This is a genomic window from Lysinibacillus sphaericus, assembly GCF_002982115.1.
GTDB lineage: Bacteria > Bacillota > Bacilli > Bacillales_A > Planococcaceae > Lysinibacillus > Lysinibacillus sphaericus.
This window is the reverse complement of the sequence record NZ_CP019980.1, coordinates 4,395,051-4,409,281: the sequence shown is the minus strand read 5'-3', so window position 1 is coordinate 4,409,281 and position 14,231 is coordinate 4,395,051. Positions and strand designations below refer to the sequence as shown.

15 protein-coding genes are annotated in these 14,231 nt (G+C 35.5%); 7 read left to right on the top strand and 8 right to left on the bottom strand.

The annotated features are described in order from the left end of the window. The first annotated feature begins 91 nt into the window (after positions 1 to 91). The 4 genes from LS41612_RS21570 to LS41612_RS21555 all read left to right on the top strand — a co-directional run bounded on the left by LS41612_RS21570 (position 92) and on the right by LS41612_RS21555 (position 3,404). Positions 92 to 709: a TetR/AcrR family transcriptional regulator gene (locus LS41612_RS21570; RefSeq protein WP_036204619.1), complete on the top strand. Its 618-nt coding sequence runs from the start codon at positions 92 to 94 to the stop codon at positions 707 to 709. 403 nt (positions 710 to 1,112) lie between these two features. Then, the gene (locus tag LS41612_RS21565; protein ID WP_024360861.1) at positions 1,113 to 1,541 is read left to right on the top strand and encodes a helical membrane plugin domain-containing protein; all 429 of its coding nucleotides are present in this window, start codon (positions 1,113 to 1,115) and stop codon (positions 1,539 to 1,541) included. Positions 1,542 to 1,586: 45 nt separating this feature from the next. After that, complete coding sequence (locus LS41612_RS21560; protein WP_024360862.1) at positions 1,587 to 2,771, top strand: NAD(P)/FAD-dependent oxidoreductase; 1,185 nt, start codon at positions 1,587 to 1,589, stop codon at positions 2,769 to 2,771. Between the two features lie 417 nt (positions 2,772 to 3,188). Further along, positions 3,189 to 3,404, top strand: a complete 216-nt coding sequence (locus LS41612_RS21555; protein ID WP_024360863.1) for a hypothetical protein — start codon at positions 3,189 to 3,191, stop codon at positions 3,402 to 3,404. 25 nt (positions 3,405 to 3,429) lie between these two features. Here LS41612_RS21555 and LS41612_RS21550 read toward each other — a convergent pair whose 3' ends face one another. Together LS41612_RS21550 and LS41612_RS21540 are read right to left on the bottom strand one after the other, a co-directional pair. Next, positions 3,430 to 4,029, bottom strand: a complete 600-nt coding sequence (locus tag LS41612_RS21550) for a hypothetical protein (RefSeq protein ID WP_024360864.1) — start codon at positions 4,027 to 4,029, stop codon at positions 3,430 to 3,432. Positions 4,030 to 4,924: 895 nt separating this feature from the next. Further along, positions 4,925 to 5,548 (bottom strand): hypothetical protein, encoded by a 624-nt coding sequence (locus LS41612_RS21540; protein ID WP_231785431.1) that lies wholly within the window; start codon positions 5,546 to 5,548, stop codon positions 4,925 to 4,927. Positions 5,549 to 5,625: 77 nt separating this feature from the next. Here LS41612_RS21540 and LS41612_RS21535 point away from each other — a divergent pair, with 77 nt between their 5' ends. After that, positions 5,626 to 6,600, top strand: coding sequence for a quinone oxidoreductase family protein (locus LS41612_RS21535; protein WP_231785432.1), 975 nt, complete (start codon positions 5,626 to 5,628; stop codon positions 6,598 to 6,600). Between the two features lie 81 nt (positions 6,601 to 6,681). Here the strand turns inward: LS41612_RS21535 and LS41612_RS21530 are convergent, their stop codons facing one another. Together LS41612_RS21530 and pdxR are read right to left on the bottom strand one after the other, a co-directional pair. Continuing rightward, entirely contained in the window at positions 6,682 to 7,476 is a 795-nt protein-coding gene (locus LS41612_RS21530) for an EcsC family protein (RefSeq protein WP_029747048.1), read from the bottom strand. Between the two features lie 91 nt (positions 7,477 to 7,567). After that, positions 7,568 to 8,935, bottom strand: coding sequence for a MocR-like pyridoxine biosynthesis transcription factor PdxR (pdxR, locus tag LS41612_RS21525; protein WP_024360868.1), 1,368 nt, complete (start codon positions 8,933 to 8,935; stop codon positions 7,568 to 7,570). 99 nt (positions 8,936 to 9,034) lie between these two features. On the opposite strand from pdxR, the gene LS41612_RS21520 reads away from it, so the two are divergent. Both LS41612_RS21520 and ldmS read left to right on the top strand, forming a co-directional pair. Next, complete coding sequence (locus LS41612_RS21520; RefSeq protein ID WP_024360869.1) at positions 9,035 to 9,616, top strand: GNAT family N-acetyltransferase; 582 nt, start codon at positions 9,035 to 9,037, stop codon at positions 9,614 to 9,616. A 157-nt stretch (positions 9,617 to 9,773) separates the two neighbouring features. Beyond that, positions 9,774 to 10,928, top strand: a complete 1,155-nt coding sequence (gene ldmS / locus LS41612_RS21515; protein ID WP_029747049.1) for an L-aspartate--L-methionine ligase LdmS — start codon at positions 9,774 to 9,776, stop codon at positions 10,926 to 10,928. A 53-nt stretch (positions 10,929 to 10,981) separates the two neighbouring features. Here the strand turns inward: ldmS and LS41612_RS21510 are convergent, their stop codons facing one another. From LS41612_RS21510 to LS41612_RS21495, 4 genes are all read right to left on the bottom strand, one after another. Continuing rightward, entirely contained in the window at positions 10,982 to 11,683 is a 702-nt protein-coding gene (locus LS41612_RS21510) for an ABC transporter permease (RefSeq protein ID WP_024360871.1), read from the bottom strand. Then, entirely contained in the window at positions 11,680 to 12,528 is an 849-nt protein-coding gene (locus tag LS41612_RS21505) for an ABC transporter ATP-binding protein (RefSeq protein WP_024360872.1), read from the bottom strand. Before LS41612_RS21505 ends, LS41612_RS21510 begins: the two co-directional genes overlap by 4 nt. A 144-nt stretch (positions 12,529 to 12,672) precedes the next feature. After that, entirely contained in the window at positions 12,673 to 13,629 is a 957-nt protein-coding gene (locus LS41612_RS21500) for a LytTR family transcriptional regulator DNA-binding domain-containing protein (RefSeq protein WP_024360873.1), read from the bottom strand. Between the two features lie 12 nt (positions 13,630 to 13,641). Beyond that, positions 13,642 to 14,223, bottom strand: a complete 582-nt coding sequence (locus tag LS41612_RS21495) for a dienelactone hydrolase family protein (protein ID WP_024360874.1) — start codon at positions 14,221 to 14,223, stop codon at positions 13,642 to 13,644. Positions 14,224 to 14,231: the final 8 nt, after the last annotated feature.

Genomic DNA, 14,231 nt, shown 5'->3' with positions numbered 1-14,231 from the left:
ATTATATATACTAGAAGGTTAATTAATCAATACAGAAGTATTGATATGTTATAATATGTTTAGTACTACACATTATAAGGAGGCGATCTTGTTGAAACAATCACCGCGTGTTCTAGGAAGACCTCGCCATGATGACAAGGCTAAACCTACAAAAGATATTGTCTTAGAAACAGCGACCATGCTGTTTATTAAGGATGGCTACAAAAACGTGTCCATGGATGATGTTGCCAAAGCCTGTAATGTTACAAAAGCCACTATCTATTACTACTACCCAACTAAAGGGGATTTATATACATCGGCCTTAGTTGAAATGATGCATAGAATTAGACATCATATTGAACGAATTTTAGAGCAACCGATTCCATTTAGAGATCGATTAGAGCAACTGATTGAAGTCCATTTATCAGCAACTGTTGATATTGATATGAAGAACTTTATGCGAGAGGCGACCATCAATCTATCACAAACGCAATTGAAAGAAGTACATGCTTCTGAAAATGAGATGTATAAAACGATTGAGCGAGCGATGCAAAGTGAAATGGAAAAAGGGACAATTCGCAAAGGGAATGCAGAATTTTTTGCCCATACGTTTATGGCGCTAATGTCAGTGGGCTACTTTAAAGATGGTGAAGGAAAAAGGCTTTTTGACACAGTATCTTTGGCGTCAAAAGAAATTATTGCTTTCTTTTGGTTATCCATCGAAAAGTGAGAAAAATTGTAGCTAATAACATAATTTATGGCGTTTGAGTTGTTTTATCGCATGGTTAACATTGATTTTTCTTCCAAAAAGAACAGAAAAAGAGTACAGACTGCTAAAAATAGTTTACCATTAAACTATTTTTCAAAGATTGTGCCATAGTTGATTGAAATAATGCGCAAACAGTCTTATAATGGATGATGTAATGTCACCAAGATAAGATAAGGATGGAATTGTGATGCGCTTTGTGCAAAATGGAAAATATGTAACAAATCATGAAATTCGCTTTCCAGCCCTTGTGACTGGTGAATGTAAGATATCCGCTGTAACGACTGTTAAGAAGATCGCTTAATGGTCTTTTTTACATGGAGGCAATATAAAAAATAGTATTAGTGACGGCAAAGGAGAGTTCAAAATGTCAGAAACGAATAACCAAGCACAGTCTGAACAATTAACTGTGAGTCAAGAACAATTAGATGTACTAGACCAACTATTAAAGCCTGAGGTGCAAGAATCTCTAACAACTTTAGTTGAACAATTACCAAAGCTAACTGAAATGATGACGTTATTAACTAAATCATATGAGTTTGCGCAAGCAGTTGCAACCGACGAAGTGTTAAAAAGTGATACTGTTGGTGCTGTAACAGAAATGGCTGGACCAGTAGTAGGATCGGCTAAACAACTTGCAGCTACAGCTATTGAAGCAAAAGATCGCGCTTCTGAAAGCCAAGAAGTCATCGGTTTATTTGGTCTTGTGAAAATGTTAAAAGACCCACAAGTTCAAAATGTTTTCCGTTTTGTTAATGCATTTTTACAAGTTAACGCTGAACGTAAATCAAAATAAAGTTCGAGATATATTCAATTCGTAAGGACGGAGGATTAATTAATCATGTCAAAAGAAATCGTCATCTTAGGTGCTGGTTACGCAGGTGTATTAACTGCATTAACAGCGCGTAAGTATTTATCAGCTGATGAAGCTAAAATCACAGTAGTAAACCAATTCCCAACGCACCAAATCATCACTGAACTTCACCGTTTAGCTGGTGGTACTATTGCAGAAGGTGCAGTAGCGCTACCGCTTAAAAAAATCTTTAAAGGTTTAGATATTGATTTACAAATCGCTAAAGTAACGAAATTTAATGTAGATACTAAAAAGGTTGACCTAGATACTGGTTACACTTTATCTTACGATACATTAGTTGTTTCTTTAGGTAGCCAAACTGGTTTCTTCGGTATCCCAGGATTAGAAGAAAATTCAATGGTACTTAAATCTGTTAACGATGCAAACAAAATTAACCGACACATTGAAGATCGTATTAAAGCATATGCACAATCTAAAGATGAAGCAGATGCAACAATCGTTATTGGCGGTGGCGGTTTAACAGGTGTTGAGCTTGTTGGTGAAATCGTGGACAACTTCCCAAAAATCGCAGCACAACACGGTGTAAACTTTGCAGATCTTAAAATTAAGCTAGTTGAAGCTGGTCCTAAAATCTTACCAGTACTTCCAGATGTACTAATTGAACGTGCAACGGAAAGCTTAACAAAACGCGGTGTAGAATTTATCACAGGTACTCCAGTAACGGGTGTTGATGGTAACGTTATTTCACTTAAAGACCGTGAGTCAATCGTTGCCAATACATTCATCTGGACTGGTGGTGTAGCTGCACTTCCAATCGTTGCTGAATCAGGCCTTGCTGCTGACCGTGGCAAAGCAACAATCAACGAATTCCTACAATCTACATCACACGAAGATGTATTTGTAATCGGAGATGCTTCTGTGGCATTACCAGCTGACGGCGGACGTCCACTTTATGCGCCAACTGCACAAGTTGCTTGGCAAATGGGTGAATGTGCAGGATACAATTTATTTGCACAATACAAAAACCAAGAGATGAAAACATTCTCTGCAGTTAACTCTGGTACACTTGCAAGCTTAGGACGTAAAGATGCAGTTGCGACTATTGGTGCTAGCAACACACAACTTAAAGGTCTACCTGCAACACTTATGAAAGAAGCGTCTAACATTCGCTATCTCACACACATTAAAGCATTATTCGGCTTAGCATACTAAGCATAGCGTTTCCCTTACAACTATTTACAGTTGTAAGGGTTTTTTTATAGAAATTTTCAAAACTTAATATCTATATTCCAATATTAAGAAATGAAAGAGGAGAGCGAAAACAAATAGTAGATGTAAAATAGTCTTTAGACATAACTCGACAAGGCTTTAATTAGATTTTGATATGTAAAAAGTTTTTGTGTAAAATTAAAGTGACTAGCTCTAGTCTACACTTTTGCAAGAAGTAGTACATGAAAAGATACTACCGTTATTTTGAGGTTTCCAAATATCCTGTAAAAGATATCGATAGTCTTTATAAACGATTTATTTCAAATGGTGGTTTACTAAGGGGGTTTCTAGAGAGACAAAAAGATGAGGGATTAATTAGTATTAGATTGGTAACAAAAAGTTAAGTAGGTGAAGTAAATTATGGATAATAAGTATAAACTATTAGGCGTTTTATGTATAATAATTCCTATTTTATCTACAATATATATTTTATTAAACAGTGAAATTTTAGTACCGAAAGGATATAATTTAGCGATTGATGGATATGTAATATCTAGAAATTTATTGATTATTTTTTTATTATATTCACTTTCTAAATTAGGATATTTCCTTTATTCGCAATTAAAACAAGACTAGCCAGTAGCTAGTCTTGTTTTAATTGCTAAGTTGTTATTAATTTATAATCACCATATTGTGGAATCTTTATAGTATAGGTATTACGTCTTAATACTTTTCCGGTTACTATATCATAAAGCTCCCTAGTACCCGTTTCGACTTTATAATATGCTCTATATCCCATATAAACAGTTGTGTTAGGATTAGCGTGCAATGTATATCCTATTGAGCTAGTGATAGATTTTGATCTTGAATAACCTAATCCATCTATTATTCCAGACACTTCTGTCTGAAAAGAGACGGTGTTAGATGATGTAATAGAACCGCCTGCAGCGCCTGTCGTTAGATTATCAGATACTCTCTTAAAGTCCGACCATTCAAAGTATGTCCTAACGTTTGTCTTTCTATATCGGAAATCATTAATAAAAAAAGGTGAAATTTCTGCCGAATCAACTACTTCTGCTGAATCAACTACTTCTGCTGAATCAACTACTTCTGCTAAATCAACTACTTCTGCTAAATCAACTACTTCTGCTAAATCAACTACTTCTGCTAAATCAACTACTTCCGCGGCTTTTGAATCAATTGCAAAAGCAGTAGATAAAGATAATAGTAGTGTAAATAAAAAAATAAACTTTTTTAACACAATATCATCTCCTATGTAAGTTGTTTGCATAGTCTTATAATATAAAATTTTCTGATTTTAGTAAATTGAAAAAATTAAAGTTGTATAAGAAATCCTTATACCGTGAGCAACTTTGCTTTCTACAACGCATATTTCATTTCCGTGCTTGGTAAATTAGTTTTAACAATAATTTTTAATAAATGACCTGTAACGTCTAGCATTTACAGGTCATTTTTTGTTGGATTCTTCTTTATGAATGATTTGCTATTGATATAGCGAAGACTCTTCTTGGATGTTTAGAGGATTCGAATATTAAATTGCGGAATTATATTGCGTAAAGAGGAAATTTGAAATGACTTAGGAGGTGATAAAGTGAGGAGAATTCGGATTATAGTTGTTTTGTTGTTCATTTTCTTAGCAGTTGGGTTTAGTATTTTTACATATTCTCGCTTTAATCCAATCATAAATATTAATACTGAAATAATTAAAATTAGAGAAAAGAATCTAAGTAAATTTGATATAGAGAATACTCAGAAACACATCTATAGAAAACTAAACTTTACTCTAAACATAAAGTATTCTAATAAAATTGATGATATAAAAATAGACATCCCTATTCATTTCGTGAATTATTAGGGGAAGACATCTATTGAAAAGGTTCCGTTTATCAATTTAAAGATCCAGCAAAGAATGAAATAGTATATAAAGAAGAAATCATTATTAACCATACGAAAATAGAAAATAAGAATATAAAAGAATTATTAAATAAGGGAAAAATCATTGTAACATTGAGAATAGGTGGATTGAAGAAGAGTAAAACATTTAATATCGGAGAGACAATCACATTTTCCAACGGTTAGATTGTAAAAAGTCTTACGAAATATTATTTTACGCTTCTTTATTGTATGGAAATTCATTATTTTTGAAGGTAAGCTTTGAGCGCTGTTAATATTGTGTGACAGGTATTAATCGACTCTAGTGTATTGTTTGCTATTTCAAGTGAATGGTTTGCAGTTTCTACAATAGTAAGCTGATGAGAAGTTAGTTGGTTAAGTCTTTCCACTGAGAAATGAGGGTCAGCTGTTCCTATAGCTAAAAAGGAATGTCGATTGATTAAGTTTTGCATAGTATGTTCCAAGGATAGCAGTGGTGTAAACAGTATATAGCGGGAAGGTAAAACGGTCTCCTGTTGCATATAAAAATCAATAATTGGCAGGGTTCCTAGCGATTTTCCAATGTAAACAACTTCTTTGTAAGCTTTTGTTTGTAAATAATAGGTCACAATAGAATCGACACTGTTAAAAACTTTTTCAGATATAACGTTTGGCGGCTTGTGGAACAACTGTTGCTCAAATGTATAACATACTTGAACAACATCATAACCAAGATCAAGCATCAAAGAAGTAGCGTAATGTAGTAGGGGTTTGTCATAGTTGTAGCCTGTACCAGAGAACATAAAACAAATTTTGTCACTATTCATATCAAAGAAATTGCAGTCAATGCCATTGTAAGTATCTTTTCTAGGTTTCATCATCATCATTCCTCCTATCGGTTTGAAAAATTATAACTCTTTTATGTAAAGTTAGTTATAATTTTATAATAACAGGAAGGAGGAAAATGATGAAGGCTATTACAATAAATGCTTTTGGACCACCCTCCGTATTAACTTTTGTGGATTGTCCAAAACCAGCGATTTCCAAAGGGGAAGTGCTAATACGGGCGTCCTATACAAGTGTTAATTTTGCGGATATCAAAAATAGAACGGGCAATAAAGCGAAAGCGAATTTTCCAATGATCCTTGGATTAGATGTTGCGGGTGTTATAGAAGAGGTTTTTGATGATAGCAGTGGTTTTCAAAAGGGAGACCAAGTGATTGCTTTCCCAAAAAATGGTGCATATGCGCAATATGTCGTCGCAAATGAACAGCTAGTGTTTCGCATTCCAAATGACGTACCTCTTAAAAAGGTAGCTGCTATACCGACTGTTTTATTTTTATCTTATATGTTAACACATCAAATTACACAACTAGGTACAGACGATAGTATTTTAATTCATGCTGCATCAGGTGGAGTCGGAACGATGCTTATTCAAATGGCAAAAAGGCGTGGAGTGAAGAAAATAATAGGTACTGTTAGCACTAAAGAAAAAGCTGCCATTGCCTATGAGCTAGGTGCACATCATGTTCTGACATATGAAAACTTTAGTGCCAAAGTGAATGACTATACGGATGGTCTTGGTGTCGATGTTGTCTTTGATTCGATTGCAGGAGCCATTACCGAAGAAAGTTTCCGTTGCTTAGCTCCATATGGTACTCTTGTGCAATTTGGTAACAGTAGTGGTCAGGTGGGTCAAATAAAAACAGCTGACTTACATAGTAGTTGCCGCAATGTAAAAGGCTTTAGCTTAGGAACGACGCGTGCTTTAAAGCCGGAATTATTGCAACAAGTAGCTCCAGAAATATTTTCATTATTACAGAATGAAAGTTTTCAAGTGCCTATAGCAGCAGAGTTTGCTTTAGAGGATATGGAAAAGGCACATACCTTTATGGAGAGCCGTCAACATCAAGGAAAAATCCTAATTAAAATTGTGTAAGAATTGTTTGAGTGACTGGCACCGCAAGAGCCTTTCCCTGGCTCTTGCTAAATTGTGTGAGAATTGTTTGAGTGACTGGCACTAATTTAGTTTTTCGTATATTCTTCTTTTTCGATATAGCATGATGCCTGTCTCCGCAACATCCTGCATCATGCCTTTATTAGCGTATGCTCCGAAAATCATGCCTGCAATCGGTACCATTTGGAAGAGCTTTTTCCAGCCCATTTGATCGCGGTACGTGAAAAATACTTCCTGCCAACCTTGAAGCTGTGAAATCATCGTTTCTGATGCGTTTTTGTTGTCGTGCATGGAGGACAGCTCTTCTAAAATAGCTTCTTTACCCACAATATCCGCTGACGTAAATTGTAGACATTTCACAATGAAAATACGTTCCATTTTATCATTCGGATCGTAGCCATGAATAATGGCTATTTCTTGCAATGTTTTTAAAGCCATTCCTAATATAAAAGGAATATCAATCGCCAATGTGAAAATACCACCAAAACCAGTCGAAGCACCTTGTACTGTTGCTAATTTCACGCGTTCTTTTTGAAGCTTGTCACTAAGAGCAATCATCTCCTCTAAAGGAATATTCCCGATATCAGAGATTGCAAATATATTAGGATTCGAAGACTGATTACGGATTTTTTGAATCATCATTTGTTCATTAATTAAATATTTTCCACCAGATTGAATATAACTTCCTAGCTCATCGACAAGTAAAGCTAGTTTTTGTTGAATAAAGGCAGGGGTCATCTTATCTAAAATTTTAAATGGAATGCGCCCTAATCTCTCCCAAAACCATAGTCCTTTTTGGTCTTTCTCCCACGCTTCAATTTCTTGTAAATAGTTGATTAATTGCTCTCGATTCTCCATTTATCTACTCCCCTTATGAATGCATTTAGTTAGAATACGTTATTTAGTTTAAAAAGTTTCAAGTACATGCATAAACATTAATGAATAATGATTAATAGGCATGCCATACAGAAGCAAGTAAGGAAATACCTTCTTCAATTTGTTCTAGTGACAATCCTCCATAGCCAATAATTATCATCGCATGTTCAGGAGGGGATTGAAATGAAGTCGAACAAGGATAAACATTAACGCCTACTGTATGAGCAAGATGAAGAGCATCTTGTTCCGATAATTTTTTTGGTAGTTTCACAATAATATGTAGACCAGCGTGTTCGCCTATAACTTTAAATTCATTGGAGAAATGATTAGCAATAGCTGCTAGTAGCGTTTGCTGTTTTTTTCGATAAATCGTACGCATTTTAGCTAAATGTTTGTCAAATAGCCCTTGTCCAAGAAAATCAGCTAGTACAAGCTGGTCTACTTTTGACACAACGGACTTTTGTTCCTGATAAAAACTAGAAAATGATGCAATGAGTGATTGAGGCAAGATCACATAACTAATCCGGAGAGACGGCAGTAATGTTTTTGAAAATGTCCCAAAATAAATGACCCGCTGTAGTTGATCCATATTTGCTAGGGAGGGAATCGGAAGCCCTTTATAACGAAATTCTCCATCATAATCATCCTCTATAATAAATGCCTCGTTTAAGTTCGCCCATTGTAATAGTGCTACACGTCGTTCAGCCGACATAACCATCCCCAGTGGAAACTGATGAGCTGGCGTTGTGTATAACATGTGAATAGCCTTTTGGGGTACCGTTACGCCTAAGTTATCCACAGTAATCGGATAGATGGGTAAACCACATTGCTGTAGCGTAGCCCTCACACGTTTAAACCCAGGTTCCTCTAAGCCAACATGCGTTTGTGGACCAAAGTAATGACATAATGCTTGCAGTTGGCTTTGTGTACCACTATAGACAAATACTTGCGATGGATCGCAATGAATACCTCTGGAGCGTCCAACATACTTGGCAATTTCCTGTCGTAAAGCTGCTTCTCCCTGCCATGGGCTTGTTGATAAACTGTTAATAGTAAAATGCTGTTTCATTAACTTATGGAAAATGGAGAAGGGGAACGTATCTTTATCCACATGACCATTACTAAAATCATAGGTTACTGATTGTTCGGTCATAGGCAATGAAGCGGATTTTTCTGTTTGTAATGGTTGGAGCCATTCAAACTCCAATTGCGCAATGTAGTAGCCTGAGCGTTCTTTACTATAAATATAACCTTCTGCAAGCAGTTGCTCATAGGCTTCTTTTATTGTATGAACGCTAACATGTAATGTTGTTGCAAGCATTCGTTTGGAAGGCAATTGTTCATGGGCTAGAAGCTTTTTCGAAAGAATAGCATGTTTAATGTTTTCATAAATCTGTGCATATTTAGGCTTATTTCCGATAAAGGAGATAGCTAGTTCCATTTCATTTCACAGCTCCTTGGTATGGTTGGAATTTTGAAAATTGGTTATATTCATCATATCAAAAATCCTGTTTAATAATGAAAAAAGGAGTGAAGGACAATGAAATTTAACATGGTAGAAAATAACGTTGTATTATTAAGACCTTTAGTGAGAGGGGATAGTCCAGCGCTATTGGCTGCAGGCAGTTATCCAGAGATTTGGTCGTATATGTCCACAACGATTGAGGATGAAAGTGATGTGCATAACTTTGTGGAAAATGCATTGTCTAACAAAAGCCTCATGAAGGAGTATCCATTTGTCATTGTGGATAAGTTATCAGGACAAATTATCGGCTCAACTCGTTTTATGGATATAGATAGCAAGCATCAACGGTTAGAAATAGGGACTACTTGGCTTACTCCTTCATTTTGGCGTACTGCGGTCAATACGAATTGTAAATATTTATTACTTACCTATTGTTTTGAAGTACTTGGTCTACAACGAGTTCAAATTAAAACAGATCATGACAATTTACGTTCACAAAAGGCAATCGAACGTATAGGAGCTACAAAAGAGGGGGTTCTACGCAATCATATGATTCGTAAAGATGGCTCAACGCGGCACACAGTGATGTATAGTATTACATTACAAGAATGGCCAAAAGTAAAGGCACACTTAGAAATATTGTTAGAAATGGAGTAACTTCAAAATACATTAACTCTTCCTCTTACTTATTGAAAATCAGTAAAAAAATGGATGATTAGTAGTCTAATAATCTAGTTTTTGTCAAAAAAAGTGTGGTTTTAGTTATTCAAGGGTAGATTATTTAAAATCTATTTTTGAAAAGTGGGGGACTAGTATGTTGAAGCCAAAATTAACATTGCGACAAATATATGGTGACAATGCTGTTTATACACCTCGTACACCATATAGCGATAATCCATGGATGATGGATGATTGTCATAAACTAGATGCATTAACCTCAAGGGAAGTAGCTATTGCAGATATTCCTGTTTTAGTGCACCGTGCAACACAAACAGCAAAAGCTAAAAAGCTACACGAAGTAGCTGGTTTAGCTTGGATAGAGCAACCGTATACGTATGAAACGCAAGAAGAATATTTAGCACAATTGGATGCATGGTGTGCGGAAGGAAAAACGATTGTTTGTCAGTATTTACATGACGCAGAAGATATGAATCGAAATTGTTATTGGATGGATGCAGCGAAATTTAATGAGCTTAATACGAAAGCTTACATTGATCATTTAATTGACAGTAAATACGTGCCAAGCCGATTAAACATTGAGCTGTATAAATTATCGGATGCAATGAAAAATTGGAAGCCACCTGTTGTACTCAAGCCTGGAGATGATTCGCCCACTTCTGGTGGATACGGTGTTATTATTTGCCAGAATCAGGATGAGCTCACAGAAGGTTTACGTCAATTCCGAATGAATGGGACAGAAAGTATTATTATTGAAGAGTTATTGCAAGCAAAGGATAATTATAGTTGCCAGTTCGTCTATTCAGAAGCGCTTGGTATACAATATTTGGGTGCTTCTAAACAAATGACAGATGACAATGGCATTTATGAAGGAAATGTTATTGTAGAGAAAGTACCAGAAAAAGTGATTGAAGTAGGACGCCATATAATGGAGCGTGGTGTAGCAGAAGGCTTTGTGGGTGTTGCGGGATTTGATTTAATCGTAACAGAAGCAGGAGATGTGCAAGCGATTGATTTAAATTTCCGTCAAAACGGCTCGACATCTATGCTTATGTTTCATGAAGCGTTAGGCAAACCGGTTAATAAATTTGCTTCCTACGCATCAAAAGGTGTAGAGGAGAATGCATCATTTTTTCAAACGATCGAGCAATGTATTAAACAAGGTGTTCTAGTGCCACTATCCTTTTATGATGGGGATTATTTTGAAAATAAAGTAGCATCGCGATTTATTGGTATTTGGTATGCAGATACATTACAAGAAATCGAACAACTTGAACATCAATTACTTTAAGTAAGTGAAATTGTTTGGGTGCCTGGCACTTAAATTGTTTGAGTGCCTGGCACCTAATTTAATTTTTTATAAATAAATCCTGTGATTCCCCATGTTAACAACGACCAAACGGTAATCGTAACGATTGGAATAATACAATCCATCATTGTGTAGGGACCTTCTAAAGCTTCTGCTAATAGCACTAGCTGTGAGCTTGGTAGCCATTTCGCCAATTCTAAGATTGGGTAGGCAGAAGCCAGTGATAGGGCAAACGGTCCGAAGGAGAAAATAAACATCACGGGCATCACGATGATGGATGCTTCCATAATCGTTTTGGCAAATAATCCACATAATGTTCCTAAAGCAATATAGAATACGGTAGAGAGCAATAGGGCAATTGCTAGGATTAAAAGATTGGCAGGCTCATAACCAACAAGGAAAATGGCCAAACTAACTACAACAATGGTAACTATAAAGACGAACAAGCTTTTTCCTATTAAAATATCTGCCAGTGAAGCAGGGGATAGCATTAAATTTCGAAGCGTATTTTTTTCTTTTTCTTCAGCTATTAAACAACATTGTACATAGGCAGTTACAACTGCGAATACTAAGTTGATTGGTAAAAAGTATGCATCAATACTGCTCGTGCCAATCTTGTTGTAAGCAAACGCTAATATAAGGGGTAAAAAAACCATAACAGATACTGCATAATTTCGTGAGAATTCCTTGTAGTCTTTCATAAAAATTGCTTGAATACGTGTAAATGACATGTTCATATTAAATCACTCCCTGTTATTTGCATAAAAATATCTCCTAAAGTTGGCTCGTTTGTGTATAGACGTGCAACTGCATTCGATTGCATCCAATCATATAGTTTTTGTGCATCCTGTTCGCCATTTTGAATCGTTTCGTAGTGACCATTTGTTAATTCGACCGTAATGGTTTCATCTCCAAATTCTTTTTTTAATTGCTTTGGTGAACCAATCGCACGTATTTTACCTTGATGTAAAAAGGCAACTCGATCACAAAGTATTTCTGCTTCACTCATATCATGTGTTGTTAAAAAGATTGTTGTCCCGAGCTCATTTAGCTTGCGTAAACCATTGTAAATATGTTGCGTATTAACAGGGTCAAGTGCTGAAGTTGGCTCATCTAAAAATAATAATTCAGGCTTGTGCATAATAGCACGAGCTAATGTCACACGCTGTATCATCCCTTTAGAAAGTTGACTTATTTTCTTTTTACGTTCTGCATAAAGGTTCACAAAATCTAATGCATCTTTTACTGCTGAAGTTGGCAATTGATATAAACTACTATAGAGTAATAAATTCTCCTCGATTGAAAGTCGCGTATACAGTCCACTATTATCAGTTAAAATGCCAAAGCGTTGACGATTTTGACTGCTCTTCATTTCACTAACAGGGCGATTAAATAATGAAACGTCACCTGCAGTTTTTTCTGTTTGTGCAGTTAAAATTTTAATAGTCGTCGTTTTGCCCGAGCCACTTGGGCCAAGAAAACCGAATATTTCACCCTTTTTAATCGTGAAAGAAACATCCTGTAACGCAGTTTCCCTATTAAACACCTTATTTAAATGTTGTACATCAATAACTGTCTCCATGTGTAAACCTCCTGTGGTTGTTGTTAACCTAACTTTACAGTGTGATGGAGAAGTAGACATTAAATTACAGGTGAAAGGCGGAAAAATGACCTTCAAGGGAGAAATATTAAGCTGACAGGAGTCGTTTATTTCCTGGGAAATCTACTATATTCCGAGTATTTCTTTTAAATCCGCAAGTTTATTTTTCGACAAAGGGACAACCGTTTTTTCATTGCTATTTAACGCAAGACTGTAGCTATTGCGGGTCCAAGTAATGATTTCACGCACCTTTTGGAGGTTAACGATATAAGAACGATGACTTCTAAAAAAGCCGAATGGTGTCAATTTCTGTTCTAAGTCATTAAGAGATAGTGTGCAAGGATAGGCTTCATTTGCAACATATACGCTTACAACGCCTTCCACACTTTCAATATAATCTATTTCTGGTGGGTTAAATAAAATGATTTTGTCATTTTTCTTTGTTGGGATTTTATCAAAGCGGATAGGTGCATTGTCGATTGGTGTGGAAACTGTTTCAATTTCATCCTCTTCTACATCCAGTGCATGTAAACCTAATGCATCTAATCTATATATTTCCCCACTCGAAATAATCAAGTCTTCCAAATTATTTGAAAGTAAAATAATGGTTTTTTCTTTTTTTTGTAGAGCGGTAAGTAATTGTTGTACGCTATGCTTTGAAAATTCATCTAGATTTTGAAATGGTTCCTCGATTACTTGAATTTGTGCTGAATTAAGATATGTATGAAGCAGTTTTAAACGTTGCTTTTCACCGTTTTGAAGTTTATTGATTTTTTTGTTTTTGTGTTCGGTAAGTGTTAAAAGCTTTAAAATTTCGTCTTTATTGTGCAAGGGAATTGTATAAAGCTTCAAACAAAATTGAATATACTCCATCACTGTCAGGCGCTCATATAAAGCACTTTCTCGCAAACAAGTATAACAATTAGGTTGTTTTAAAAACCATTCCATTAATGGCTTTATTTTAGCAACGTCAGTATAAATGCCAATAATACAGTCTGGTTGCAGTGGAAATTGAAAGCTTGGATAAATAATATTTCCTGATTCAATATAAGGTTCGATTTCAATATATTTATTTTGGTTCATGCTAAGCACTCCTTATAGCTGTTCCTTATGTAAAAAATAATGAATGACAGATTGCGCCTGTAAATAACTATTGTCGCAATAGTTTGAATTGTTGTAGTCCATAAAACCATGCTTCCCACTTAATTGAGCAGTTTGTACAAACGGCAATCGCTCTATTGCCTTTTTCAATTCATTCACATCAAAGCTTTTTTCATGACTAGGTAAAATGACCAATGTTGGACATGTAGGATGGACGTCTAAGTATTGACGTATTCTTGAGCCATAAATACAAATAATACGATGAATTGGTAAGTTAGAGAGTCTCCATGCCAATGTTGCACCGACGCTAAATCCGATTAAAACCACTTCATCATATTGTACTTTTGCTTCCAATAGAAGAAGTGTTAGTCGTTCAAGTGGGCGATCAAAGCCGATTTCTTGCGTGAAATATTGATAAGCTTCCTTTTCCTGACTATATGAAAATACTTTGCCGTTGGAATACAGAGAAATACATTCTACGTTTGTATTTGAATCACTATATGTTTGTCCTTGATCTTTTATAAAATCATTTACACCGTAAATTTCATGTAGAATAAAGATTTTTTTTCTTTTCATAGTAACCT